General features: G+C 53.6%; 25 protein-coding genes. 13 read left to right on the top strand and 12 right to left on the bottom strand.

Going from position 1 to position 24,487, the window contains the following annotated elements; genetic code table 11:
- The first annotated feature begins 1 nt into the window (after position 1).
- Genes L7A20_RS02770 through L7A20_RS02750 form a run of 5 tightly spaced genes read left to right on the top strand, consistent with a single transcriptional unit; the run spans position 2 to position 5,297 of the window.
- Positions 2 to 1,237 carry a hypothetical protein gene (locus L7A20_RS02770; protein WP_237197453.1) on the top strand — a complete coding sequence of 412 codons (1,236 nt, stop codon included), beginning with the start codon at positions 2 to 4 and terminating at the stop codon, positions 1,235 to 1,237.
- Between the two features lie 14 nt (positions 1,238 to 1,251).
- A complete protein-coding gene (locus L7A20_RS02765; RefSeq protein WP_237197451.1) occupies positions 1,252 to 2,142 on the top strand; it encodes a glycosyltransferase family 2 protein in 891 nt (296 codons plus the stop codon).
- 15 nt (positions 2,143 to 2,157) lie between these two features.
- Positions 2,158 to 3,204 (top strand): glycosyltransferase family 4 protein, encoded by a 1,047-nt coding sequence (locus L7A20_RS02760; RefSeq protein ID WP_237197449.1) that lies wholly within the window; start codon positions 2,158 to 2,160, stop codon positions 3,202 to 3,204.
- 7 nt (positions 3,205 to 3,211) lie between these two features.
- A complete protein-coding gene (locus L7A20_RS02755; protein WP_237222332.1) occupies positions 3,212 to 4,156 on the top strand; it encodes a glycosyltransferase family 2 protein in 945 nt (314 codons plus the stop codon).
- Positions 4,113 to 5,297 (top strand): glycosyltransferase, encoded by a 1,185-nt coding sequence (locus L7A20_RS02750; RefSeq protein ID WP_237222331.1) that lies wholly within the window; start codon positions 4,113 to 4,115, stop codon positions 5,295 to 5,297. Before L7A20_RS02755 ends, L7A20_RS02750 begins: the two co-directional genes overlap by 44 nt.
- A 44-nt stretch (positions 5,298 to 5,341) precedes the next feature.
- Here the strand turns inward: L7A20_RS02750 and L7A20_RS02745 are convergent, their stop codons facing one another.
- The 4 genes from L7A20_RS02745 to rfbA all read right to left on the bottom strand — a co-directional run bounded on the left by L7A20_RS02745 (position 5,342) and on the right by rfbA (position 9,022).
- Complete coding sequence (locus L7A20_RS02745; protein WP_237197444.1) at positions 5,342 to 5,653, bottom strand: PqqD family protein; 312 nt, start codon at positions 5,651 to 5,653, stop codon at positions 5,342 to 5,344.
- Positions 5,653 to 6,507, bottom strand: a complete 855-nt coding sequence (locus tag L7A20_RS02740) for a nucleotidyltransferase family protein (protein ID WP_237222330.1) — start codon at positions 6,505 to 6,507, stop codon at positions 5,653 to 5,655. Before L7A20_RS02740 ends, L7A20_RS02745 begins: the two co-directional genes overlap by 1 nt.
- A 92-nt stretch (positions 6,508 to 6,599) precedes the next feature.
- Complete coding sequence (locus L7A20_RS02735) at positions 6,600 to 8,018, bottom strand: polysaccharide biosynthesis tyrosine autokinase (RefSeq protein ID WP_237197441.1); 1,419 nt, start codon at positions 8,016 to 8,018, stop codon at positions 6,600 to 6,602.
- A 143-nt stretch (positions 8,019 to 8,161) separates the two neighbouring features.
- Positions 8,162 to 9,022 carry a glucose-1-phosphate thymidylyltransferase RfbA gene (rfbA, locus tag L7A20_RS02730; RefSeq protein ID WP_237197440.1) on the bottom strand — a complete coding sequence of 287 codons (861 nt, stop codon included), beginning with the start codon at positions 9,020 to 9,022 and terminating at the stop codon, positions 8,162 to 8,164.
- Between the two features lie 90 nt (positions 9,023 to 9,112).
- On the opposite strand from rfbA, the gene rfbB reads away from it, so the two are divergent.
- The 8 genes from rfbB to L7A20_RS02690 all read left to right on the top strand — a co-directional run bounded on the left by rfbB (position 9,113) and on the right by L7A20_RS02690 (position 17,053).
- Positions 9,113 to 10,111, top strand: coding sequence for a dTDP-glucose 4,6-dehydratase (gene rfbB, locus L7A20_RS02725; protein ID WP_237222329.1), 999 nt, complete (start codon positions 9,113 to 9,115; stop codon positions 10,109 to 10,111).
- Positions 10,111 to 11,523 carry a dTDP-4-dehydrorhamnose reductase gene (gene rfbD / locus L7A20_RS02720; RefSeq protein WP_237222328.1) on the top strand — a complete coding sequence of 471 codons (1,413 nt, stop codon included), beginning with the start codon at positions 10,111 to 10,113 and terminating at the stop codon, positions 11,521 to 11,523. The genes rfbB and rfbD overlap by 1 nt, the downstream gene beginning before the upstream one ends.
- Before the next feature lie 253 nt (positions 11,524 to 11,776).
- On the top strand, positions 11,777 to 12,400 hold the full coding sequence (locus tag L7A20_RS02715; protein ID WP_237222327.1) for a 50S ribosomal protein L25/general stress protein Ctc: 624 nt from the start codon (positions 11,777 to 11,779) through the stop codon (positions 12,398 to 12,400).
- Positions 12,401 to 12,522: 122 nt separating this feature from the next.
- Positions 12,523 to 13,104: an aminoacyl-tRNA hydrolase gene (gene pth / locus L7A20_RS02710; protein ID WP_237222326.1), complete on the top strand. Its 582-nt coding sequence runs from the start codon at positions 12,523 to 12,525 to the stop codon at positions 13,102 to 13,104.
- Positions 13,105 to 13,335: 231 nt separating this feature from the next.
- Positions 13,336 to 14,286, top strand: a complete 951-nt coding sequence (locus L7A20_RS02705) for a glycosyltransferase (protein WP_237222325.1) — start codon at positions 13,336 to 13,338, stop codon at positions 14,284 to 14,286.
- Between the two features lie 268 nt (positions 14,287 to 14,554).
- Positions 14,555 to 15,862: a SufS family cysteine desulfurase gene (locus tag L7A20_RS02700; protein ID WP_237222324.1), complete on the top strand. Its 1,308-nt coding sequence runs from the start codon at positions 14,555 to 14,557 to the stop codon at positions 15,860 to 15,862.
- Positions 15,863 to 15,908: 46 nt separating this feature from the next.
- Entirely contained in the window at positions 15,909 to 16,367 is a 459-nt protein-coding gene (gene sufU / locus L7A20_RS02695; RefSeq protein WP_237222323.1) for a Fe-S cluster assembly sulfur transfer protein SufU, read from the top strand.
- Positions 16,368 to 16,618: 251 nt separating this feature from the next.
- Positions 16,619 to 17,053, top strand: a complete 435-nt coding sequence (locus L7A20_RS02690; protein ID WP_237198666.1) for an adenylyltransferase/cytidyltransferase family protein — start codon at positions 16,619 to 16,621, stop codon at positions 17,051 to 17,053.
- Positions 17,054 to 17,158: 105 nt separating this feature from the next.
- On the opposite strand, the gene L7A20_RS02685 is transcribed toward L7A20_RS02690, so the two are convergent.
- The 8 genes from L7A20_RS02685 to L7A20_RS02650 form a co-directional block, all read right to left on the bottom strand.
- Complete coding sequence (locus L7A20_RS02685; protein ID WP_237222322.1) at positions 17,159 to 17,665, bottom strand: DUF2505 domain-containing protein; 507 nt, start codon at positions 17,663 to 17,665, stop codon at positions 17,159 to 17,161.
- A gap of 89 nt (positions 17,666 to 17,754) precedes the next feature.
- Positions 17,755 to 18,351 (bottom strand): glycosyltransferase, encoded by a 597-nt coding sequence (locus L7A20_RS02680; protein WP_237222321.1) that lies wholly within the window; start codon positions 18,349 to 18,351, stop codon positions 17,755 to 17,757.
- A 9-nt stretch (positions 18,352 to 18,360) separates the two neighbouring features.
- A complete protein-coding gene (gene pssD / locus L7A20_RS02675) occupies positions 18,361 to 18,810 on the bottom strand; it encodes a PssD/Cps14F family polysaccharide biosynthesis glycosyltransferase (protein ID WP_237187093.1) in 450 nt (149 codons plus the stop codon).
- 6 nt (positions 18,811 to 18,816) lie between these two features.
- Entirely contained in the window at positions 18,817 to 20,022 is a 1,206-nt protein-coding gene (locus L7A20_RS02670; protein WP_237222320.1) for a YveK family protein, read from the bottom strand.
- A 29-nt stretch (positions 20,023 to 20,051) separates the two neighbouring features.
- Positions 20,052 to 21,578: a lipopolysaccharide biosynthesis protein gene (locus tag L7A20_RS02665; RefSeq protein ID WP_237222319.1), complete on the bottom strand. Its 1,527-nt coding sequence runs from the start codon at positions 21,576 to 21,578 to the stop codon at positions 20,052 to 20,054.
- Positions 21,578 to 22,864 carry an O-antigen ligase family protein gene (locus tag L7A20_RS02660; RefSeq protein WP_423817419.1) on the bottom strand — a complete coding sequence of 429 codons (1,287 nt, stop codon included), beginning with the start codon at positions 22,862 to 22,864 and terminating at the stop codon, positions 21,578 to 21,580. Before L7A20_RS02660 ends, L7A20_RS02665 begins: the two co-directional genes overlap by 1 nt.
- 5 nt (positions 22,865 to 22,869) lie before the next feature.
- Positions 22,870 to 23,781, bottom strand: a complete 912-nt coding sequence (locus L7A20_RS02655) for a glycosyltransferase family 2 protein (protein WP_237222318.1) — start codon at positions 23,779 to 23,781, stop codon at positions 22,870 to 22,872.
- Complete coding sequence (locus L7A20_RS02650; RefSeq protein ID WP_237222317.1) at positions 23,781 to 24,443, bottom strand: CDP-alcohol phosphatidyltransferase family protein; 663 nt, start codon at positions 24,441 to 24,443, stop codon at positions 23,781 to 23,783. The genes L7A20_RS02655 and L7A20_RS02650 overlap by 1 nt, the downstream gene beginning before the upstream one ends.
- Positions 24,444 to 24,487 lie beyond the last annotated feature (44 nt).

Raw genomic sequence — 24,487 nt, 5'->3', positions numbered from 1 at the left:
TATGGCGCTTGTTGGTGTAAGTGAGCAAGGCAAGCTGACTGTGGGCGAGAAAACCATGGGAGAGCTCGCCCGTGAAACGGCTGAAAAAGCTAAGGTACAGGCGTCGCAGATACGGCTGCCAGAATTTTTTCTTTTTGCGTCACTCATTTATGGAGCACACCTACCAGGCATCGGCTTGCCCTTTAACCAGTTCATGGTCTTCGTGATTGTAGGTTATGCGTTGACTCGTAAACCTATCTTTGAGTTGGGCAAGTGGTCGAGGCTCTTCGCTGTGCTTGGGCTCCTGCTAGCTTACGTGGCTGTGGTATCTGCCTTTGCTGACCCTAGTGAGTATGCCTTTGAGTGGACCAGACGTTTGCTACGCATGGTAGGAACAACAGCTCTGATATATGTTATAGCTGTGGGACGGATTCATTTACGATCAGCAATTCTTGGTTATTCATCAGTACTTCTTATCAATGCTCTGCTCTTTTTTGCTGGTCTAGCTCCAGATACCTATGGCGGGTACCTCACTGGCTACTTGGGAGATAAGAACTTCGCAGGTTTGGTGCATGCTCTCTTCGCTTTGCTGATTATGACGGCCCTGGTGAAACGGGGGCATCAAATCATAGTACTTATTGTTTCATCTTTCTTACTCTGGGAAACTGGTTCTCGTACCTCGCTGGCTGCTCTGCTCTTTGCTTACCTCTGGATTCTTCTTGCTCCACGTCTGGTCCCTGCCGCTAAGGTAGCCTTGCTGGGGATTTTTTGGTGGGGGATTCAGCGAATCACTGAAAATTTTGCTGATGCTTCTGTTTTTGGCGATCGAACTGGTACGGACGCTCTACGAGCCCATATCGACGAAATGTCCTGGGCTAAAGTACAGCAAACTGGGTTTTTTGGCCAGGGACTAGGAGAAGCATATGTGTATGATTTTGAAGGAGAGCGGACCTGGCTTTTCCACAATTCCTATTGGTCAGCTTTGGTTGAAGGAGGATGGATTTGGGCAATTGGTATAGTTGCAGTAACTTTACTGGTTGCGGTTCGTCCGTTAAGTAATAACAAACAATGGACTGCATATCAGATTATTGCCCAGGGGCTAGGCATTGTGCTTTTGGTATGTGCGCTACGACTTGGGGAAGTGTTTTATACTTTTCCTTGGGGTGTGTGCATAGGGTACGTAGTTAGAGTTTCTATTGTTGAGAGTTATGCTAATCGTTCCATTGAATTATTTGGCTACGATAAAATTATAAAGTAGAAAGATTTCCTTTTATGGATGCCTCGATTGTAATTTGTGTAAAAAATGGCGGTGATCTGCTAGAAAAACAGCTTAATGCAGTGGCTAATCAGTCTACTAGTTATAGCTATGAAATAGTTGTTGTTAATAACGGGTCTAGGGATAATACAGACCAGTTGCTCAAAGACTGGGTGTATAATTCTCATGTCTCGGTGCCTGTCAAAATTTTTTCTCAGCCTGATCTTAAAGGTATACCTGCAGTAAGAAATTTTGCGGTTCAGCAAGCAGCGGGTGAGGTGATAGCTTTTTGTGATGCTGATGATGAGGTATCTGAAGGCTGGCTACAATCTTTTGTAGGTCAGATAAAAGGCAGGAAGGTGCTGGCGGGAGGGCGCATTGAAGCATATGACTCAAAAGGGAATTATTTGCCTTCATTATTTCCTCGGGGACTAATTGGAACCAGCTATTTACCTCATGTAGGAAACTGTAACTGTGCCATCGATAGAAAATTGTTTTTTGAAATCGGTGGCTATGATGAATCTTTACCTCGTTATGGTTTTGAGGATGTCGACTTTTCTTGGCGGATCCAAGAAGCTGGGTATCCTATAGAATATGTTGATGAGGCTTTAATCCGTTTCCGAGTGAGCGACTCGAAAACCTCCCTCAAGAAAAAATTCCTACTTGGTAAAGGCAGGGTACTGATGGCCCGTCGTTATCCTCGGTATGATAGCGCTTCCTACTCACTTGGGTACTGCATCAAAAAAAATGCAGTTATTACTTTATCAATTTTCAGGCGTCTTGCTCGGGAGCGAACCCTGAATAGGCGAGAACTGTCGATGTTGGTAGCTGCTGTAGGCAATTTATATGGCTCTTTGTATTACTCAGGTAACAATAAGAAACCTACGCCGAAACTTATAAACTCGTAAAATAAGGTGAACGCTGTGGATATCTATATAGCTTCTAATAATGGTGAGATTGGTGGAGGGGAGGTTATGCTTCTTCACCTAGCGCGTGCTGCCCGGTCATTAGGTCATAAAATCACAATTATCGGCCCTGCTCAGCCGGCAGAACTTATCGAAGCAGCCCAAGATGAAGGCTTTTCAACTGTCACAATACCTGCTACTAACCGCAAAGCCTATATGCTTGGATTGCGAGCCTGGCGTACTCGCAACAAACAAAAATTGTTGTGGTGTAACGGCCTTGTACCTGCACTAGCAACCGCCGGTAACAAAAATAGGATTGTTCACCTTCACCAGCTCCCTACAGGTTTGCAGCGCCAAGCTTTCATTCTTGCACGGCGGGGCGCCCAGAAAGTTCTTGTTCCAAGCCAATATATGGCTTCTCGCATCAAGAATAGTGTTACCTTCGAAAACTGGGTGGCGGAGATTCCACGAAACAAAAGCTTCTGCGACCAGACAGATAATATAGTGCGCCTGGGTTTTCTAGGGAGACCTTCCCTCATCAAAGGTACCCATACTCTCGCACAAGCCATAAAATCATTGAATGAGCCCGAGGGGAAATACCATTTTCAGCTTGTTATTGGTGGGGAAGCAAAATTCATTGATGAGAAGAGCTCAGACCAAGTTGATAGGTCACTTGCAGAACTAGGTAGCGACGTAATCTCATTAGGGTGGGTTGCCCCAGAGGATCTCTTCTCACGGGTTGATATTCTTGTAGTTCCCTCTGAAGTAGAAGAGTCCTTCGGGCTGGTAGCCAGCGAAGCTATGAGTGCTTATCAGCAGCTTGTTATTTCTGATGCCGGGGCGCTCCCAGAAATCCTGGGCCCTGACTATCCCTGGATTTTTTCACAAGGTAGCGTAGCTGGACTTGCAACTAAGGTTATGGATTTGACCCATCAAATTAGAACGGACAAAAAAAGTACCGACGAACAGTTAGCAGCCAACTACTGGCGCTGGCACGAGAATTACTCACCTGAAGCTGGTAAAGAAAGACTTCGCCTTCTGCTAGAAACACTAGAAAGAAGCTAATCGAAATATGAGCACTTATTCAGCCGCTGTTATTATCCCAACTAGGGGAGGCGCCGCTAAGCTTCACTACCCCCTTGATGCACTAGAGAAGCAGACCGAAAAGAACTTTCAAGTCATCGTCGTTATTGACGGTGATATCGATCGGTCAGCTGACGTCGTCCAGAATTATATTGATCGCGGGTTACTTAACCTTTCAATGATTGTCTTTGAGGAAAACCGCGGACGAGTAGCAGCCCTTAACGCCGGACACCAGGTTGCAGATGCAGATGTGCTTATTAGATGCGACGATGATATTGAGATGGAACCTAACTACGTTGCCACGCATCTTTCATACCATACGGAAAAGCCTAACCGAGCTGTGATGGGACTAGTACATAACCTCTACCCAGATACACCACACGCGCGAGCCTACGGTTACTTCCGAGATCATAAATTTCGCGAAGATGCGTATTTAACCCCTCAAAGTCATCACTGGAAGTTCTGGGCTGCCAATTGCTCTATGCCAGCAAATCTATACAGTCAGGTAGGAGGGTACGATCCTCGCTATCGCCTCTATGGCTTCGAAGATGTAGATATGGGGAAGATGCTTAAAGACGCAGGGGCAGAATTCGTTCTCGCTCGCGATTTAGAGGTTAAGCATCATATTGCTGCTACTACAACAGCTGGGAAAGCTCGACGTGCGCTGTTCTCCGGCGCAGCACGTAATATTTTTCTAGAAAAGCATGGCCTTGACTCTCTTCCGGCTGTAGAGCCTAACGGCTTATGGGGGAACGCGGTTAAAGCACTTGCAAAGATATCTACAGAAACTAGCGTAAAATATATGGGTAATATTGCAGATGCTATTGTCGATAAGGTACCTGTTCGTATGGGGGAAAAGCTTATCTCTCTCATCGTGGAATCAGCAAGCTATGCAGGTATCAACCACCCTCACCGTGCACAGAAAAACTTCTAGTCGAAAGAGCCGCCCCATGCGTCCTGATCATGAATCGCCTGCCACGAAGCGGCCCCCAATCGCTATAGCCCATGATTACCTCACTCAACGTGGCGGCGCAGAACGAGTAGTGCTTGCCCTGCACAAGGCCTTTCCGGAGGCCCCTATCTATACGACTCTCTACGACCCCGAGAATACCTATCCTGAATTTAAAAATTCAACTATCATTGTTTCGCCCCTAAACAAGATAGGTATTTTCCGAAAAGATCACCGCCTCGCACTTCCTTTCCTCCCCTACTTCTCAGGGAGAATAAAAGTTCATGCAGAGAAGGTGATTGTATCTACAACCGGGTGGGCCCACGGGTTCGACCTGCCCGATGCAAGCTTTATTTACTGCCACTCACCAGCTCGATGGATCTACTTAACAGACCAGTATATGGGGAACCGCATCAATAAAAGTGTCGCAAGGGTGTTTAAGGCTATGAGACCATTCTTGCGCCAGTGGGACAGGAAAGCGGCGAGAAAGCACAAAAATTATGTAGCGAACTCGTCTACGATTCAACAGCGTATTTTTGATGTATACGGTAAGCGAGTAGATATTATCTTCCCTCCCTACTCAATTGGAGAGCATGGGCGACAAGAGCCTATTCCTGGGCTGGAGACTTTCATGGAAGACGGATATTTCATGATTGTCTCTAGGCTTCTTCCTTATAAAAATGTTCAGCATGCAGTAGAAGCATTTGCTGGGACGGACGAAAAGCTGCTTGTTGTAGGAGCTGGTCCCATGGCAGAAGAACTAAAAGCAATGAGTACTGATAATATTGCTTTTGCTCACAATATCTCGGATGAACAAATGCAGTATGCCTATGCAAATGCAAAAGCTTTACTAGCTGTATCGCATGAAGACTTTGGTATAACTCCCCTAGAAGGCGGAGCCTTTGGAAAACCTACGATTGCTCTTCATGCCGGAGGTTTTCTCGACACTATCGTAGAGGGCCTGAATGGAACCTTTATCAAAACTCCTAGTGCCTGCGATATTAAGGAAGCTGTCGAAAAATTTAATTCTCAAGAGTTTTCAGCGGACAAAATTAAAAGACACGTTGAAAAATTTAGCGAAGAGCGATTCATTCGCGAGATTAAAGAGAAAATAGATAATTTATAGAATTCTGAATACAGTAGGCATATCAAAAGGGGAGAGAACGGCTTTTAGATTTCTTCTAATGTGCTAGTTTCTGAAACTTCTACTAGTCCCTGCGCTTTTAGATCGTAAAGAAAATCTAGTACGCTCGCTGCAACAGTTTCTTTCGAGACCCCGTAGATTTCAGTTATCTCTAAAATGATGTCTTCCGAAGTCGTTGGGTTTTCTAATATTTCCCATATCACGGCGCTAGGACCGTTGAGCACTGCAATATTTGAGGTCAGAAGATTAGCTACATATGAGGCGTCATCTGTAGCCTCTTCGCTCTCAAAACCCATGACAAAAGCAGTATGAGGGCATCTACTGTATACAGCACCCACTATTTTCTCCTTAGATTCTGGGCAAGGCCTTTAAACCTACTAAAAAATTTCTCACGAATTTCTTGCTGACTTGGAGCATGGCCTAGCTCCATAGCTAGATGATCTTTGTTAACAAGGAAGATACTTGCGATGACCTTTGCTTTGTTCTGGAGACCCTTTGCATGGGTAATACGAGCTTTCCACTGTACGTATTCTGGAGTGTCTTCTGAAACAGATTTCCAGAGTAGGTAATCCGGGTGATTCTGGTACTGATCCAAAGTGCCTAGTGCCGCCGCGTACGCAAGATTAGCTTGGAGCTGAGGCACCCTAAAATCCATCTCTCCCCATTCTTCTGGAGCCAGAGTCTCACGCAAGTGCTCTATATCTGGATTTTTCTCATGAGTGGAACGAGCCCCATGAACAACCACTAGAATGCGAGAATCTACAACTGAAGGTAGAGAGCAAGGGTAGTTAGCAATATCTTTGCTACGACGATGCTTCCAGAGAGTTTCAAAGGCAGAACCTTCTGCATCGCCAACACCAGGAAAATAGCGGTGGATATCTACTAACCCCCAAGAACCATGGTAAAGAGTCATAGCATGCTCAAAAATTGAACCTGTCTCAAAATGAGTAAGAATCTCCCATCCATCTGCTAGCGCAAGTTCAATAAAACGCTCTAGATGCGATGGTCTGACGAGTAAATCGACGTCTGTACTTTTGCGGCCTGCACGATAAACTTCTTGGGCAAAGGCATAGCCTTTTATGTGCAGCAAATCAATTCCGTTGCTATTAGCGAGATGCTGAAAATACGCATGGGATAGCTGAATACGAATAGCCAAGGGAACATCAAGATGCTGGGCATCGGGAATACTCATAGGACCAACTCAATACAATAGTAGAAGATAAGCCTTATGCCAGCCTACCGTCAAGCAGACTGGCATAAAACCAATATGATGAAGCAAACAGCTTAGGTAGAAGCCTGGTTTTTCTTCTTCCTCTTCTTTGAGGTCTTCTTGCCTTTCTCCTCAGAGCCGTAGTAACTGGTGTATGCGCCAGTGGAGCTGTAGGCAAAACCGTAGTAGGAATTGCCTAGTCCGGTGCGAGGTGCTCGGTTAATGACGACGCCGAGAATGCTGGCGCTTACTTTACGCAGGTTACTGGTTGCTTCTGCAAGGTTTTCTTTACGAGTTTTTCCAACAGTTGCTACCAGTACCACGCCGTCAACAGCTGTGGAGAGAAGAGCCGCGTCGGTTACGGGTAGCACCGGAGGCACATCCACTACAACTGTAAACTCGCCTGACAGCTCAGAGATAAGCTGACGCATTTTATCTGATCCGAGAAGTTCAGACGGGTTCGGAGGAATACGGCCTGCGGGCAGAATGAAGAGCTGGGTGTCTTCAAACTGGCGGACTGCATCAGCTAACTCAACCTGCCCAGCAAGGACCTGAGTCAAACCAACTTTCGAATCAATCTTGAATTTCTTCGCGATGGTAGGACGGCGTAGGTCAGCATCGATGATAATGACGGGTTCGCCGGCATCAGCGAGGGCACGGGCAATTGACGTTGAGACAGTGGACTTGCCTTCACCAGGCTCAGCCGACGTAACAATAAGAGATTTAGGCGGGTTATCTACATTGACGAAACGCAGGTTAGTGCGCATCTGACGAATAGATTCCTGAGCAACATGGTCGCTACCAGCTCGGAGAATATTTTCTTCGGTGAGTTCTTCAGATACGGGGAGCACACCTAGCACACCTGCATCGGTTGCCTTGGTCGCGTCATCGCGTGTGCGGAGCTTGGTATCAACAGTGCGACGCAACAGCACAGCGGCTAAGACGAGTGCTAACCCGCTGCCAGCTCCCATCAAAACAAGCTTTTTGGTATCGGGGCTTACAGGAGCCTTGTTCAAGGTAGCATCTTCGAGAGGGATAACCCGAACAGTGCTGGAGCCTTCAAGGTCATTCGCGACCTTTGCTACAGCTTCGAGAGAGCTATTTGCCAAAGCCTGAGCAGCTTCGGGTGAAGAGGCAGTTGCAGAAACATTAATCAGTGCAGAATTCGAATCAACTGTTGCTGACAGATTGCCCTGAATTTGTCCGCGAGTGAGATTAAGTTCTGGGTTGGCCGCGATAATCTCATCGGCAACAGCTCCGCTGTTAACCAATGCAAGATAGGCGGCTGCTTTTTCCTTGGCCGCAGCTGAGCCCGAAATAACATCTCCGATGCCGGCTCCGTCTCCTACGGTCACGTAACCAGTGGAAGAAGAAGCATAAACTCGTGGCTGGAGCAAGGAATAGCCAAAACCAAGTAGAGCGCCTAAAACAAGACCTATCAGCAGAAGCTTTAGGTTGGCGCGTAGCATTCTCACGAAATCAAGTATGGTCATGGAAGCCCCAAAGACATAGCAGTGTAGTGTACTTAGGTTCTGGTAAGAACCCCGGAAATAATTCTAACAGTGTATAGCCCTCACAAAGCGGAAATGGGTATACAAGAGACTTATGACTAGCCCGTAACTGTTTGCGTGGCCTCTTATTTTATGAGGCTCATTAGGTAATTACCGTACCCGCTTTTGACGAGAGGCTGAGCAAGCTGCTCAAGACGCGCGTCGTCAATCCAACCCATACGCCAGCCAATTTCTTCTGGGGAACCGATAGACAGTCCCTGGCGAGCTTGCACGGTACGGATAAAGCTGGTGGCATCGGCTAGCGAATCAAAGGTACCCGTATCGAGCCAGGCTGTACCTCGCGGAAGAACCTCAACGTGTAATTTGCCCTGATTGAGATATATGCGGTTGAGATCGGTAATCTCGAGCTCACCGCGGGGTGAGGGAGTAATAGCTTTTGCGTACTCTACTACATCGTTGTCGTAGAAATAGAGACCAGGAATGGCATAGTCGCTCCTAGGAACTTCTGGCTTCTCCTCAATAGAGATAGCCTTGAAATTTTCGTCAAACTCAACAACGCCATAGGCAGTAGGGTTAGCTACCTGGTACCCAAAAACAGTGGCTCCGTCTACGTTATTGTACTTACGCAGCTGATTGCCAAGGCCCGGACCATAGAAGATGTTGTCACCGAGTATGAGTGCAACCGAATTATTCCCGACATGGTCTTCGCCCAAGATAAAGGCCTGAGCCAGCCCGTCGGGGGAAGGCTGAACCTGATAGCTAAAGTTCACCCCGAATTGGGAGCCATCTCCCAGTAGTCGCTGGAACTGTTCTTGATCTTGGGGGGTAGTGATAATCAAGATGTCCTGAATTCCGGCAAGCATCAGGGTAGAAATAGGGTAATAGATCATCGGTTTGTCATAAACCGGAGTGAGCTGTTTACTGATGCCGAGCGTAATGGGGTGGAGGCGTGACCCCGTACCACCTGCAAGTAAGATTCCCTTCATACTTTCATTGTTGCATGAAAGAACTGTAAAGAGATCAGGCTGGCGGTTTGTCGTGCCGTATAGGAGTAATAGATAGGTAATCTTGTATCTATGGGAAATATTCTTGTTACCGGTGGTGCCGGTTTCATCGGCTCTAACTTTGTCCACTATCTGGTAGATAACACCGACCACAAGGTCGTAGTGCTCGATAAGATGACCTACGCCGCCAACGAAATGTCACTCGGAGGGCTTCCTTCTGATCGTTTTGAGCTGGTCAAGGGCGATATTGCTGACATGGACGTCGTCGACCCCCTGGTTGCGCAGGCGGACGCGGTCGTCCACTATGCAGCTGAGTCACACAACGATAACTCACTCAACGACCCTAGCCCCTTTATCCACACCAACCTTATCGGCACCTTCACCCTGCTTGAAGCTGTGCGTAAGCACAAGACCCGCTACCATCACATCTCAACAGATGAGGTGTTTGGCGACCTCGAGCTAGACGATCCCGCTAAGTTCACCGAAACTACCCCCTACAACCCGTCCTCCCCCTACTCCTCAACCAAGGCTGGCTCAGACCTTCTGGTCCGTGCCTGGGTTCGTTCCTTCGGTATTGAAGCAACGATTTCTAACTGCTCCAATAACTACGGTCCCTACCAGCACATTGAGAAGTTTATTCCCCGCCAGATCACTAATATCCTGGCCGGCATTAAGCCCAAGCTCTATGGCGAAGGTTTGAATGTGCGCGACTGGATTCATGCCTCTGACCATTCTTCAGCTGTGCACACCATCCTCGAAAAGGGCAAGGTCGGTGAGACCTACCTAATCGGCGCTAACGGCGAAGAAAATAACATCACCGTTCTGCGCACCATCCTGCGCCTTATGGGCCAGCCCGAGGACGCCTTTGAGCACGTCGTAGACCGTCCCGGTCACGACCTGCGCTACGCCATCGACGGCACCCGTCTGCGTGAAGAGCTTGGCTGGGAGCCCCAGTTCACCAACTTCGAGGCAGGTCTGGCAGACACCATTGCCTGGTACACCGATAACCGCGCCTGGTGGGAGCCCCTCAAGGCAGAGGTTGAAGCCAAGTACGCAAAGGCAGGCCAGTAATGCCCAAAGAATTGGCCGTTCATACAACGGATATCCCCGGCTTACTTGTTATTGATATTCCCCAACACGGCGATAACCGCGGCTGGTTCAAGGAAAACTGGCAGCGCGAGAAAATGGTTGCTGCGGGTCTGCCAGACTTCGGCCCTGTACAGAACAACATTTCTTTCAACGCAACCGCAGGTACGACCCGCGGCATCCACGCTGAACCCTGGGACAAATACGTCTCGGTAGCCACCGGCCGTATCTTCGGAGCCTGGGTTGATTTGCGAGCCGGAGAGTCCTTCGGCAAGACCGTAACTGTCGAGCTTGGCCCCGACACCGCTGTTTTTGTTCCCCGCGGGGTGGGCAACTCCTTCCAGACCCTGGAAGACAACACAGCCTACACCTACCTGGTCAATGACCACTGGTCAGCGGACGCCCAAGGGGAGTACTCCTTCCTCAACCTCGCCGATGAGACCGTAGCGATTGACTGGCCGATTTCTCTGGAGCAGGCAGAACTCTCTGAGAAGGATAAGAACCACCCCCGTCTCGCTAACGTCGAGCCCCTTGCACCAGCCCCCCTGCTGGTGGTCGGTGCGAACGGGCAGCTGGGGCGTGAGCTGGTCAAGCAGCTTGACGCATCCGGTACCCCCTACATTGCAGCAACTCGAGCGGAACTTGACCTGGCGCGTCCTGACAGCTGGGCATCTGCCTACCGTTGGCGTTCCCTGCGCGGCATTATCAACGCTGCTGCCTACACCGCGGTTGATCAGGCAGAGACTCCCGAAGGGCGCGCGGACGCCTGGGCCGCCAATGCGAGTGGCGTTGCGGTTTTGGCCAGGGTGGCGGACGAAGCTGGCATCCCGTTGGTACACGTTTCTACCGATTACGTTTTTGATGGTTCCCTGCCCTTAGGCGAAGAGTATGCAGAGGACGCCCCGATGGCCCCCCTCGGAGTTTATGGCCAGTCAAAGGCTGCCGGTGAGATGGCTGTTCGCGCGGTACGCCGCCACTACATCGTGCGAACCTCTTGGGTTATGGGCGATGGTAAGAACTTTATTGAAATTATGAAGTCGCTGGCTGAACGCGGAGTGAACCCCACAGTGGTGAACGACCAGTACGGCCGCCCCACTTTCACCGAGGACCTTGCTGGAGCGATCCTGCACCTGGTGGAGAATAGCTGTGAGTTTGGTACTTACCATGTTTCCAACTCGGGCGAAGTCTTGACTTGGGCTGACCTAGCAAAAACTGTGTTTGAAGCTTCCGGGCATTCAGCAGATTGGGTAACCCCGGTCTCTACAGCTGAGTATTTTGCGAAGGCCGAGGTTTTCTCGCCTCGACCGACCAATTCAGCTATGGACCTCTCGAAAATTATTGAGGCAGGCTTTACCCCGCGCAACCACCGCGAAGCGCTCGCGTCCTACTTCGCCTAATGCCTCCCAACCAGCAGGGATGCTGTGGTGTACAACAACCGTGTGCCCCAGCGCCCTTGCTTGTTTTAAGCCACAAACTCCGCAATAATTGAGGGGTTGCGCTGAGCACAGCGCACAAGCCAAGGCAGTGGAATGCCGGTGGGAAACCCCGGTAGGTCCGGAACTGACGGTGGCTGGTTAGAAAGCGATTTCTGGCGCCAGTTCACTACACCACTTGGCGCATCGATAACTAACCACAGAAAGGATGGCCCTCATGTCAGAGACCATCAAGATTGCCGCAACCGTCCGCACCGACTTCGGTAAGGGCTACGCCCGTCGCATCCGCATGGCCGGCGACATCCCCGCCGTCATCTACGGCCACGGCGAAGAGCCCAAGCACGTTGTACTGCCCGGCCACGCAACCACCCTGGCAGCCCGCGTTCCCAACGCTATCCTCGACCTCGACATCGAAGGCGACTCACACCTGGCCATGATCAAGGACATCCAGCGCCACCCCATCCGCCCCGAACTGCAGCACATCGACCTGCTGACCGTTAAGCGTGGCGAGCGCGTTGAAATCGAGGTTCCCGTACACGTTGAAGGCGAGCCCGCCGTTGGCGCCGTTGCAAACCAGGAAGAAACCGCTCTGCTCGTTGAAGCAGACGCCCTGAAGGCTCCTGAAGCTCTCGTTGTTAACATCGAAGGCCGCGAAGCAGGCGCCCACGTTCACGCTTCTGACGTTGAACTGCCTACCGGTGTAACCCTCGTTGCAGACGCAGAACTGCTGGTTGTTAACATCTCAGAGCCCGAGGAACTCGACGTACCCGAGACCGGTGAAGAGGGCGAAAACGCTCCCGAGGGTGCAGAAGCTGACGCTCAGGTAGACGAAGCTAAGTAAGCTCTATAGTTACCTCACCCTTTATAAGGCCCGTACCGTAGTCAACGACGGTGCGGGCCTTCTTCACTCGATAAACTCTTTACATGCTTACCGCATTCTTGCGCCGTAGGAAGGGCGAAAATATGTCAGATGCTTGGCTTGTCGTTGGTCTGGGTAATCCTGGTCCCGAGTACGCTGCGACCCGTCACAATATTGGGCAGATGGTGCTCGATGAACTGGCAGTAGTTGTGGGCGGCAACTTCAAAAAGCACAGCAAGGCCCGTGCCCAGGTCCTAGAAGGGCGCCTGGGCGTGGGGGGCGCGAAAGTTGTGCTGGCAAAGCCCCTGACCTACATGAACGTATCGGGCGGGCCCGTCTCTGCCCTGGCCCAGTTCTACGGTATCGACCCTGAAAAAATCATCGTGGTGCACGATGAGCTCGATATCCCCTTCGATTCCATCAAGCTGAAAATCGGTGGGGGAGAGGGCGGCCATAACGGTTTGCGCGATATTAGCAAGGCTCTGGGGACTAAGAACTACTACCGGGTGCGTACCGGTATTGGTCGCCCTCCGGGCCAGATGCAGACCGCCGATTTTGTGCTGAAGCCTTTTACAACCGCGGAGAAGAAAGATTTGCCCTTCCTCATTTCTAATGCAGCTGATGCTGCAGAAATGTTGATTAAAGATGGTCTTTTAACGACTCAGCAGAGATATCATATTAAATAGGGCTTGTTCAGAAGAAGGTGCACAGGCTCACGTTCGTTGCATGCAATTTTTTCACCTTGTTTGCTGGCCCTCATATGGACGGTTCGCTCCAATCGTGATCTGGTAGCATTGCTGGCAGACTGACTTTACTTCATATATTTAAATACAATCAATTTTTAAAATAAATCAGATAATATATTCGATTTATATATCCCCCCATATTTGCGCTTAGTGCTAGAAAGGAAGTGTGAAATGTCAGTAGCAGACCATGCTGTGGAAAAAGAAGTGAGTGTTGTAATTCCTGCATATAATGCATCAAAAACAATAGTCGAACAGCTTGTAGCGCTAAATGAACAAGTAAGAAATAAAATATTTACACTCAATACAAAATGGGAAGTTATTGTCGCAGATAATGGGTCGGACGATGATACTGCATTGATAGTATCAGATTTTCTGAGGAAGAATCCTGAATTTCCGGGGAGACTTATTCATGCAGACTTGCGTCGTGGTCCTGCGCATGCGCGAAATGCAGCTCTATTGCAGGCGCAAGGTAAATATATTTTCTTTTGTGATGCAGATGATGTTGTTTCTTCTGAATGGATTAGTACTGGTCTCAATCATCTTCAAGAACTAGCACAATCTGGAAGGCCACATGATGCGATTGGAGGCGGGCTTCGGCCACCAAAAAAAATTCCGGAATCTGCAGGTGATTGGCGTCCAACAAGCTCCATTCAAAAAATTATCAATGGAACAGGGATTATAACTTGTAACGCTGCAGTTCCTAGAAGTACACTCCTTGAAGTCGGCGGATTTGATGAATCCCTGCCTCGATACGGATCAGAGGACACTGAACTCAGTATTCGAATAAATAAGATGGGATACCGGTGTCATAATAAATCTGATTTTTGGATTTATTACAGTACTCCTTCCTCTTTTAAGGTGAAGATTTATAAAAACTTTCTAATCGCAAAATCTGAGGTTTTGTGTTGGAAGAGGCATCAAGATTTATTTAAATCTAATCTTGGCTTTTCGGGGATAATTAATGACTTTAATATTTTTAAAAAATATTACTATCGAGCAAAGAGTGAAAAAAGGATAGCCCCTATTCTTCGCGCTTCTGTGGTTATTCTGGGCCATCGGTGGGGTTCATTTATCTATACTATTTCCAGGCCGAGTCCCATCCATCCTCTCGGTAAGAACTAAAATTGGTGTTTTATTCTTTAAATGTGGGAAAATAGGTTTGTGGTGAACTTGATCGCACGGCAGATTGTGCAAATTGTCCTTGTGGGTGTTAATAAATGCGATGAAAGGTTGCGATGGGAATAATTCCGTTAAGAATAAGCCTCTCAGCCGTGTATCTGTGGCCTCTTCTAGTCCCCAAGCTCAGCCTAACTACCAATTCCGCCCCGCAGGGAATAGGCTAGAAAAACATGCCGTTATACCAGGCGTACCCAACGGAAAGGCAAAGACAGTGGCCAGCAGCTACCGCACCCCAGCCGGGGCAGAGCTCACCAACGAACTCGTCACCGAACTTCGCAAGGACTACCCCATCCTCAACCGCGAGGTCAACGGCCACCCCCTGACCTACCTCGATACCGGTGCCACCAGCCAGAACCCCCTGCAGGTCCTCGACGCCGAACGCAACTACTACCTTGGTGCCAACTCCGCCGTCCACCGCGGTGCCCACACCCTTGCCGTTGACGCTACCGACGCCTTCGAGGACGCCCGCCGCACCGTAGCCTCCTTCGTTGGCGCCGCAGAAAACGAGCTGGTCTGGACCTCCAACGCCACCGAAGCCCTCAACCTGCTCACCTACTCCTTCGGCAATGCGTCCGCTGGAATCGGTGGGGACGCCGCCACCCGCTTCGCGCTGGCAGAGGGCGACGAAATCGTCACCACCGAGCAGGAACACCACGCCAACGTCATTCCCTGGCAGATTCTGGCAGCCCGCACCGGTGCAACCCTGCGCTATATCCCCGTCACCGACCAGGGGCTCATTGACTACGAAGCTGCCGAGAAAATCGTCACCGACCGCACCCGCATCCTTGCCTTCACCCATGTCTCAAATGTAGCGGGCTCTATCACCGACGTGGACTTCATGGTCACCCTGGCTAAGAAGGTCGGAGCTCTGACGGTGCTGGACGCCTGCCAGTCAGTGCCCCACATGCCCGTCGACGTGAAAAAACTCGGCGTAGACTTCGCAGCTTTCTCAGCCCACAAGATGCTGGCCCCCACCGGTATCGGTGCCCTCTACGGCCGTAACGAGCTGCTTGAAGCCATGCCCCCCTTCCTTACCGGTGGCTCCATGATCACCAAGGTCACCATGACCGAAGCCGAATGGATGCCCGCCCCCATCAAATTTGAGGCAGGAACCCAGCGCGTTTCCCAGGCCGTAGCCTGGGCTGAAGCCGTACGCTACCTCCAGCACCTGGGCATGGAGCAGGTGCATGCCTGGGAATCCAAGCTCGGCCAGCTCCTTGCCGACGGCGTAAGCTCGATCCCCGGCGTCCGCCTCATCGGCCCGGCAGCAGGCCAGCCCCGAGCTGGACTCACCTCGGTGCACGTCGACGGCGTGCACCCCCACGACGTCGGCCAGCTTCTCGATGAAAAGGGTATCGCCGTGCGCGTAGGCCACCACTGCGCCCAGCCCCTGCACCGGGCTCTTGGCATCACCGCCTCAACCCGCGCCAGCGCCTACATCTACAACACCACCGACGACGTAGAACGCTTCATCGAAGAACTCGCTAAGGTGCGCCGCTACTTCGGCTACACCGACTAAAGATAAGCGCAACTAGCCACCACACCGTGAAAGAAGGACACCGACTATGAGCGGCCTTGAACAGCTCTACCAGCAAATCATTCTGGAACACTCCAAGCAGCGATCTGGCGAGGGCCTCATCGACCCCGCTGACGGAACCCGCGCCGCAACCAACCACCAGTACAACCCCACCTGCGGCGACGAAATCAACCTACGCGTCATCCTCAATGACGACGGGAACACCATCGACTCCATCTCCTGGGAAGGCGACGGCTGCTCCATCTCTATGGCCGCAGCCTCCGTACTCTCAGAAATGGCCCCCGGCATGAGCACCCAGGAATTCCAGAAGCTCGTCGACGACTTCCGCGAAATGCTCCGCTCCCGCGGCCAGGTTGAACCTGACGAAGAAGTCCTTGGTGATGCCGCCGCCTTTGCCGGTGTCTCCAAATTCGTAGCCCGCGTGAAATGCGCCATGCTCTCCTGGGTTGCAGCCGAAGAAGCCACCAAGGAAGCAGCGGCTGCCTAACCCGGCATAAAATCCTAGCTCAGCTTAAAGCCCCAGCTCAGCGCACAGAACCCACCCCAAAGCGTCCGCCTCTGTCGGGCTGCAGCGGGGTGGGTTTCTCTGTTACCCCAACCACCCTCTGACCTGGGGTGTCCCCCAAAGTGGCCCCGGCTGCGTCCTTACCCTGCCCCGAACCTTAACGTAGGGTTAAAAGACAAACACACCCGTACTAGCGCGCTCGCACCGCGCCCATACGCACACCTGGGGGACCCATGAACATCGGCTATGCCGCCGGCGCCTTCGACCTTTTCCACGTAGGCCACCTCAACATCCTGCGCCAAGCTAAAAAGAACTGCGACTACCTGATCGCCGGAGTGGTCTCCGACGAAATGCTAGAACTCACCAAGGGCCGTAAGCCCATCGTGCCCCTGGCTGAGCGCATGGAAATTGTCTCCCACATCGATTTCGTAGACGAAGTCCGGGCTGAAACCGTGGTCGACAAGCTCGAAACCTGGGAGCAGGTTCGCTTCAACACCTTCTTCAAGGGCGACGACTGGAAGGGCACCCAGCGCGGCATCGACCTGGAAAACCGCTTCGCTGAGGTCGGCGTGCAGGTAGTCTACTTCCCCTACACCGCCCACACCTCCAGCACCAAGCTACGGGCAGCACTCGAAGCCCTCAACACCCCGGTCGCCGCTGCTGCGTAACTGCTTCCTGCCCTAGAGCGAAGCCCAGAGATAACGAAGGACGCCCCGCCCTCCTTCCCCTTGAAAGGGAACGGAGGACGGGGCGTCCTCGGTATCTAGAGACTCTTAGTAGTTAGCCTTGATGTACTCTTCGGCGCTGGTGCCCAGGGCTGAGAAGACGCGGCCAATCTGGGGCTCAGCTGCTGCAGCAATCTTCTTACCAACCAGGGGAATGGAGCACTTGACCTCACCGTCGACCTTAACCTCGGTGGTCTCACCGGCGGGGGTCAGGGTCTGGGTTGCGTTACCGGTAACGGGGATACCCTTGACAGTGACCTCAGAAACTACGGTGCGGGAGCCGTCTGCTGCGGGAGCTGAGACGCGGTCAACCTGAGAAACGGTCACACCGTTGGATACACCGGGGAGCTTCTTTGCCATATCGGGGATGCGGTCTGCGGGGATAGCGCGCACGGTGGCGGCGGTGAAGGCGCCGGCGGGGTCGCCATCAACTGAGAAGGACTCGAAGGAGATACGGACCTTTTCGCTGGCGAAGCGAGCGAAGTTCTCGTCGGCAAAGGCGCGGATGACGTTGTCGATAGAAGCGTTGATGGTGGTTGAACTCTGAACAGCCATGGGCTCTCTCTTTCAGGGGCGGTGATAAAGGTGTCGTGCCCTATTCTACGGGGTGTGCTTGAGGGCGCGAAAGCGCGGAGCGGCCTTGCTTACTGAGAGCGGAATCCGGCAATAATCTGGGCGGTTCGGCGGATGAAACCGCTGTTATAGGCTGTGCCCAGGGCTTCTAGCTCGGCTGAGAGGTTATCTGAGGCCTGGTCGCTACCGGGCACCCGGTAGGTGCCCCGGAGCGAACCGGGGTCGGCAAAGGCCGCGTCCAGCTTGTTCCGCAGATCTTCGGGGCTAGTGACGACGATGGCTTCGCCGTGGGTCTCCATAACCCGGGAGAACTCAACCTGGTGGTTATCGACGACCTCGTCGAGCTCAGCCACACGCGGTACAGCAAGCGGGATAGCCCCGACCTCACGGGCATCGAGAATCGACCCCGGGCCACCCTGAACCAGCACTACTTTGGCAGCCCGGTAAAGATCAAGCAGGTCGGCGCGGGGCATGCGTTCGACGGCGTCCGCATGCTGGGGAGGCGCGGTGAAACCGTGCTGCACCAGAGCAGTAATCTCTGGCCGATCTGCCAGGTAGGAATCAACCCACTGAATCAGCCGGTCAAAATGGTGATGGTCGGTGCCCAGAGACACCACTAGATCGTAAGCCTTAGCCTGGGCGGCATCCGGGCGCGGGTTTTCTGTCACGGCAGCCTCCTAGAGAATATGGCCGATATTGACGGCTTCGGGGAAGGTTTTCTTCTGCTCATCCCACTGCACCACAAAGAGGTCGCTCATGGGGTAGCACATGCGGCCGGTGAGGGTGGGCATGGTGATGCGGTCGTAGGCCTCGATAAAAACGGTCTTGATGCCCAACAGCTTAGCGATGATAAAGAAGGGCACCGCGACCGCTGCTCCGGTGGAGACCACCGCGTCGGGCCGCTCCTTACGGAGCACCCGCCAGGCTACCCCGATATTGCGAATAGCGTTGGGAATGTTGCGGGTGGTGGGGAAGTGCACCCAGTAGGTGCGCTCGCCCTCTAGAGCAGCTTTGACTTCGGGCAGTTCGAAGGTGGCCCAGGCACGGTCGTGTTCTTTCCAGAATTTATCGAGGGCAATGAGCTGGGCCAGGTGGCCGCCAGCGCTTGCGGTGAGGAGTACTTTCATGGCTGCTTATTTCTGGGTGGGTGCGTCGAAGTAGACGGGGATGACCTGGGTGGAGCTGGCCGGGGTGAGCTCGTCGAAGAGTCGCTGGGCGCTCTTGACAGTGCTCTTTGAGGTAAAGGGCAGCAGCAGCACGCGGGTATGGTCGGCGGCAAGCAGGACCTTTGATGTCGAGGCAGACGCGGGGGCATCGATGATGACGGGGGAGTTCTGCTTGATGTGGTCCTTGAGGTTCTCCAGGCCCAGGGCGTTGAAAGTAGCGGCGTCGGCGATGCTGTAGTTGCTATCGGTGAGGACACCGGTGAGCAGGGAAGTCAGCGAGGCTGCTGCGCGGGGGGTGGGGGAGAAGATGGTGATGCCGCGCAGATCGGCGTTCTTGAGGCGCCCGTCTGCTACGCCGATACGGCGTAACAGCTGGGTTGCTGATTCGGTTTCGGCACCGCGGGCAATGATGGAGACGGGAGCCCCTGAGATTTCTGAGAGGCGCTCTGAGTAGCCCAGGGTGCGGTTGGTGCGGTCTACAACGTAGGCTGCGAAGATACCGATGAGCAGACCCATGGCGCCACCGATGAAGATGGTCTGGGCCAGGCTAAAGTTTGAGGGGGCGTCGGGCACCTGGGCCTCTGAAATGATGGTGCCGCTGTCGGTAGAAGTTGCTTCTAGGGTCAGAATTGCCTGGTCAACGAGGGCCTTATCCATACCGTTAGAGACAGCGTCGATGTTCTCTCGGGTCTCTTCTCGGCTGGCACGCAGGGTATCTGATCGATGGGCCAGGTAGGCGCGGGCAACGGTGTTGGCGATATCTGCTGCCTCGTTGGGGTCCTTGGCATTGACGATGATATCGAGGATAGTGCTATTGGAGTGCCCTGCTGCGGTGACCTGGTCTTTAAGGTCGGCTACGTCCATGCCCAGCTCGTCAGCTGCGGCCTGCAGAACCACACGGGAGGAGGCGATGGCTTCTTCGGTGTCCATGTCGATGGAGTTGAGGGCAGCACGCAGGCCACTGGCACCGGCACTGGGCTGGGTGACGTTGATGACGGCCTTGGACTCATAAGAGTGGGGCAGGGCTAGGCCGGCGACTGCGCCCAGGGCAGCGAAGATGAGAGTGCTGATGAGTACAACGATTTTGTGACGCAGGATGCGGCGGACGGCTGCCCCCAGCGAAATAGGGGTTGCCTGTTGGTCATTGGCGCGGGCTCGTGAAGAGCGTTCCATGTGTGTTCCTTCCCTAGGAGTCTGTGAGCCTAGCGGCGAAGTTTGCGAGTGATTGATGCGACGAGAGTTTCAAGACCGACCGCTCGGCGGAAACGGTAGATCAGGGCTAAGTAGAGGGGGACAAGGAGTAACGCATAGGCAGCTAAGGCTAGCAGACTTTGCCCCCATAGCAGGATGGTCAGCGCTGCCCCCACACCCGGTGTAAGGGCTGCAAGAGCCATAATTGGCAGGACCTCGGTGAGACGGGGGCGGATGCCCAGCTTGCCGTAGACCTGGGCTGTAGCGAGACCACAGTCGGTGAGGACGGCAGCCGCCCACGCGGTTGCTGCCCCGGCCAGCCCCCAGAGAGGGATGAGCGCCAGGTTCAGCACAAGCGCCACCAGCAAAGCCGAAAGCTTGTTGTAGAGCTGCCAGCGGGCGCGTCCGCTCATCAGGAGAACCGACTGCACACCGCCTGCCGCCATCTGCACCAGCATCGCCGCCCCAATGATAAAGAAGAGCGGGGCACCTGCCGTAAAGCCCTCACCGAAGAAACCCAAGAGAACCGGGCCAAAGGCGGCAAGCGTAATGAAGAAGGGCCAGCCGACAGCAATCAGAATACGGGTAGCCGAGACAAAAATCTGGCGGGCCCGGAGCTGGTCGCCGGTAGCGATAGCTGCTGAGATATCGGGGCCGGTGACCACCCGGGCGGTGTGTTCAACCATAGCGCCCACCCGAACACAGCGATTGACGGCACCGTAAATACCGCTAGCAGCGGGCCCCAAGAAGAAGCCGATGAGCAGCACATCAATCCACTCCAGTACCGCTTCAACCATGGCAGAGACACCGCGAGCCGAGCTAAAAGCCCAGAAAGAACGGGCCGACTCGGGGGCTGCCACAGCGCTAGTGGGCACCTGCTCAACCGCAAGGTGGCGAGCCGGGTAGCTGGGCACGTCCTCCTGCTGGGGCATATATTTCCGCACCCAGAGCGTTGCCACCACAAAAACCACCAGAAGGGGCACAGCCCAGGCAAGTGCCAGGTAGGCAATAGCTCCCGAGAAGGCCACCGCCAGTAACACTGCACCGATACGTAGGGTCGGCAGCAGGGCTGACTGCAAGAAGGTGAACTCAACCGTGTGCCCCAGCCCGCGCAGGGCGCCAAAGCACAGGGTCATCCAGGCCGCCACCACCACAAAGGGGGCAGAGACGAGAACCGCGGCGCGGACGTCCGCCCCCAGATTCGGGGTCACAGCTGGCAGCGCACAGAGCAGAGCCCCTAGAGCTAGCACCAGGGCAATGACGGTTGCCGGGCCGACAGCAAAACGCATGAGCTGGGGCAGGCTAGAGTAGCGCCCCACGGCACGCTGGGCGCTCATGGTACGCACCAGACCGGTGTCGGCACCGAATACGCAGAGAGAAGTGGCAATTGCGAAGAAAGCCATGACCTGGAAGAAGGCGCCGGCCCCGGCTTCGCCCACCCCGTTAGAAACAATCAGGGTAGCCACGAAAGCCGCAGCAGAACCGTACATCACGTAGAGGGAGGAGAAAGCCCCGCTCCGAGCAAGAGAACGAGCCATCACAAACCCTCCCCGTACATACGAGAGCGCATCATTAGAGCAACTGACAGCATCAGCACGGTCAGCTGGATCACGTCAAAAGAGTAGAAGAAAACCACAGCCAGTGCCGAGACAATCACCGAGTGAACCCACATGCCGGTAATCGAGGCGATATTCCAGGTGTTGATCAAAACCGAGACCACGTACAGCAGGAATAGCCCCAGACCCACGAAGCCAAAGCAGAACATCAGCGCCCAGACCTGGCCCTGGGTACCCATCGACACACCCACGCTGTCGGCCATCTTCGAGGTGCCGTAACCCACCAGCGGAGAGCGCAGGGTGTATTCAAAGGTCAGCTCGTAGAGCGAGGCGCGGCCACCGGTGGAGTCAGAGTACTCCTGACGGCCCAAAATATCCTCGACAGCGCCAGAAACTAGCAGGTAGGTCACCACGCCAACGCCCAGCACAGCACCGATACCTAAAGCCCGCCAGTCACCCTTGAGCAAGAGACGGAAGAGTACGTAGGCAAAAGCCGAGCCCAGACCGATAAACATACCGCGATTGGACGTTGCCACAGCGGGCACCAGCGACACAGCGACAGCTAAACCCAGCCCCAGCTGAATCTTCTTAGAATGCACACCGGTCATCACCGCGAAAACCACCGGAGTCAGGAGCGCATAGGCCAGGCCCCAGGAATTAGCGTAGGGGAAAGGAGCGGACGGGCGAATGTAGGCTACCTCGGCCCCCCAGGGCCACTGGACCTCAGCCATGGGCGGAAGCACGTAGTCTTTGACCAGCTCATTATTGAGCAGGGCCCCCGGCAGAATAAAACTCATGGGAGTAGGCAAGCGGAAATCAGGGAAGGCGAGAGCCAGATAGCCCAGAATGACGACCGTGAACCAAATCGTCAGCAGACCGCCCAGCATCACGTGGTTGGGGATGCGCTCGCGGGCATTGAAGAAATAGAGGGTGTAGATACCCACGTTAAAGATGTTCATATAGCGCTGGAACCAGCCCAGGAATTCCGATGCGGTATCAATCGAAACAAGGCAAACTATTCCCCAGAACATGAGGGCAAACCAGATCCACATGGTTGAATGCACCAGTACATGGCGGCGCATGACCATGAGCACAATCATGCAAGCAGCGAGAATGGTAGGGGCGAACTGCATGAGACCCATGGCCCAGACCAAAGGAAAGCCGTAGAGCAGGACCAGGATAGGCCATGCTGGTAGGGGAGCCCCGGCCGTGGGGGCCACAGCTGATAAGAAGCGATTGTGGCGGTGAGTTGGAGTCAGCACGGTCATGAGCTTTAAAGGCCTCGACCAGTCTTATTCACAGCCGCCAAAAGTGCAGAGGGGCTCACCAGACCCAGGGCAACAGGCAACGCAGCCCAGGCTCGTAGCTGCGCGGGATCACGGCGCAGCGTAGCTCGTACATAGGCAAGAGCCAGCTTTTTATTCCCCAGCGCAGCGTGAATAAAAGCAATCTGCCCAGAGACGCGGGCTAGGCCCTTGGGGTCGCTTTCAAACTCGGGGAACTTACGCAGCAGATAGGTGAGACCCGCAGCCATGTTTTCCCACTTGCCGGCAAAGAAGGAGGGGCGGTCCCAGAGAATCAGGACCAGCGGCTTTTCGACCGAGTAGATATCACCGAACTTAGTGGCGCGCAGGAGCAGGTCGTAGTCCTCACCGTAGGCAGCCGGGAGGTCCTCGTCAACGAGCCCCACGCGTCCTACCAAATCTGAGCGGCGGTAGAGCATCGCCGAGGGGTGAATCTCGGTAATGCGGGAGCGGAGAAAATCTGTGAAGGTAGCTCGGGCCGGGGCCAGACGGTCGATGTCTTTACCGCCGGAACGCACCCTGATACCCGAAGAAATCGCAACTGCCTGCGGGGCGTACTGCCAGAGCTCTAGCTGGTCGGCCAGCTTGGTTGGCAGCCAGTAGTCGTCGTCATCGCAGAACCCCAGTATCTCTCCCGCAGCAGCCTCAATACCGGTGTTGCGGCCACCGGCTAGACCCTGGGGGCGGGTATTGAGGATGGTACGCAGGGAGCGATTTTCCGGGACGGGGACGTCGGTGAGCGGGTCAATCTCAACGTGGTCAAAGACCACCAGCACCTCAACCGGGCCGGTGTAGGTCTGTTCGAAAAGAGCGGTAACCGCGGTACGCAGTAGCTCAGGACGCTTGCCGTTGGTGGCGATAATAACGGAAACGCTCTGCATTAGGCACCTACCGGCTGAGCGAGAGTAACGAACTTACGACGCATGGACAGCAGGACGGTAGCGGCATTAGCAGCAAAGAGCAGACCGTAGACCAGCACAAAGCCAAGACCGGTGCCCCAGAAAACAAAAATCCAACAGAAGGTACCGGCATCCATATGCAGGTTCACAAAAGAACGGAGGGTTCCACCGGTTGCTGGGGCCGCAGTGCCCCGGTTGTTACGCAGCTGCTCTGCCAAAATCTGGCTCATAAAATGCCCGGTTACCAGCACGGTAAAGGCCAGAGGAAGCCACCAGAGTTGCCAACCGGTAAAGGGAAAAGCTGCCGGGTACTTGATAAAGCCCACCAGAATAGTCAGATGCATGGCGGGGGTGCGCATAGCATCAACTACGTGATCAAGCCACTCACCGGCGGGGGAGGACGCCCCCGTTACTCGAGCTACCTGGCCGTCCGCAGAATCTAGGGCGTAGCCCAGAGCAAAGAGCAGGGCCACGCCCAGACCCTGGAGTAGTGAAGGTGGGAAGAAAATCATCAGGAGCATACCCAGTACAGAAACACTGGCACTGAGAGCCGTTACCCCGTTGGGGCCCAGACCAATCTTGACCGCAGCTGCAGCAAAGATACGGGCAACACGGCGGTTGACCCAGCGAGTATAGGCGGGCACCCCGACCCCGGACTTCTGGGCAGAATTCAGTTGCGTCAGTGTTT

It is taken from the genome of Rothia nasimurium (assembly GCF_928381415.1).
In the GTDB taxonomy this organism is placed as follows: domain Bacteria; phylum Actinomycetota; class Actinomycetes; order Actinomycetales; family Micrococcaceae; genus Rothia; species Rothia nasimurium_H.
This window is presented reverse-complemented; position numbering and strand designations above follow the sequence as displayed.

Bases quoted from the DNA above. Each gene is read 5' to 3' on its own strand.
- rfbA (WP_237197440.1), bottom strand. From the start codon at position 9,022: ATGAAGGGAATCTTACTTGCAGGTGGTACGGGGTCACGCCTCCACCCC.
- pth (WP_237222326.1), top strand. From the start codon at position 12,523: ATGTCAGATGCTTGGCTTGTCGTTGGTCTGGGTAATCCTGGTCCCGAG.
- rfbD (WP_237222328.1), top strand. From the start codon at position 10,111: ATGCCCAAAGAATTGGCCGTTCATACAACGGATATCCCCGGCTTACTT.
- L7A20_RS02770 (WP_237197453.1), top strand. From the start codon at position 2: ATGGCGCTTGTTGGTGTAAGTGAGCAAGGCAAGCTGACTGTGGGCGAG.
- L7A20_RS02735 (WP_237197441.1), bottom strand. From the start codon at position 8,018: ATGACCATACTTGATTTCGTGAGAATGCTACGCGCCAACCTAAAGCTT.
- L7A20_RS02685 (WP_237222322.1), bottom strand. From the start codon at position 17,665: ATGGCTGTTCAGAGTTCAACCACCATCAACGCTTCTATCGACAACGTC.
- L7A20_RS02690 (WP_237198666.1), top strand. From the start codon at position 16,619: ATGAACATCGGCTATGCCGCCGGCGCCTTCGACCTTTTCCACGTAGGC.
- pssD (WP_237187093.1), bottom strand. From the start codon at position 18,810: ATGAAAGTACTCCTCACCGCAAGCGCTGGCGGCCACCTGGCCCAGCTC.
- sufU (WP_237222323.1), top strand. From the start codon at position 15,909: ATGAGCGGCCTTGAACAGCTCTACCAGCAAATCATTCTGGAACACTCC.
- L7A20_RS02715 (WP_237222327.1), top strand. From the start codon at position 11,777: ATGTCAGAGACCATCAAGATTGCCGCAACCGTCCGCACCGACTTCGGT.
- L7A20_RS02670 (WP_237222320.1), bottom strand. From the start codon at position 20,022: ATGGAACGCTCTTCACGAGCCCGCGCCAATGACCAACAGGCAACCCCT.
- L7A20_RS02665 (WP_237222319.1), bottom strand. From the start codon at position 21,578: ATGGCTCGTTCTCTTGCTCGGAGCGGGGCTTTCTCCTCCCTCTACGTG.
- L7A20_RS02655 (WP_237222318.1), bottom strand. From the start codon at position 23,781: ATGCAGAGCGTTTCCGTTATTATCGCCACCAACGGCAAGCGTCCTGAG.
- L7A20_RS02750 (WP_237222331.1), top strand. From the start codon at position 4,113: ATGCAGGTATCAACCACCCTCACCGTGCACAGAAAAACTTCTAGTCGA.
- L7A20_RS02740 (WP_237222330.1), bottom strand. From the start codon at position 6,507: ATGAGTATTCCCGATGCCCAGCATCTTGATGTTCCCTTGGCTATTCGT.
- L7A20_RS02660 (WP_423817419.1), bottom strand. From the start codon at position 22,864: ATGACCGTGCTGACTCCAACTCACCGCCACAATCGCTTCTTATCAGCT.
- L7A20_RS02755 (WP_237222332.1), top strand. From the start codon at position 3,212: ATGAGCACTTATTCAGCCGCTGTTATTATCCCAACTAGGGGAGGCGCC.
- rfbB (WP_237222329.1), top strand. From the start codon at position 9,113: ATGGGAAATATTCTTGTTACCGGTGGTGCCGGTTTCATCGGCTCTAAC.
- L7A20_RS02765 (WP_237197451.1), top strand. From the start codon at position 1,252: ATGGATGCCTCGATTGTAATTTGTGTAAAAAATGGCGGTGATCTGCTA.
- L7A20_RS02705 (WP_237222325.1), top strand. From the start codon at position 13,336: ATGTCAGTAGCAGACCATGCTGTGGAAAAAGAAGTGAGTGTTGTAATT.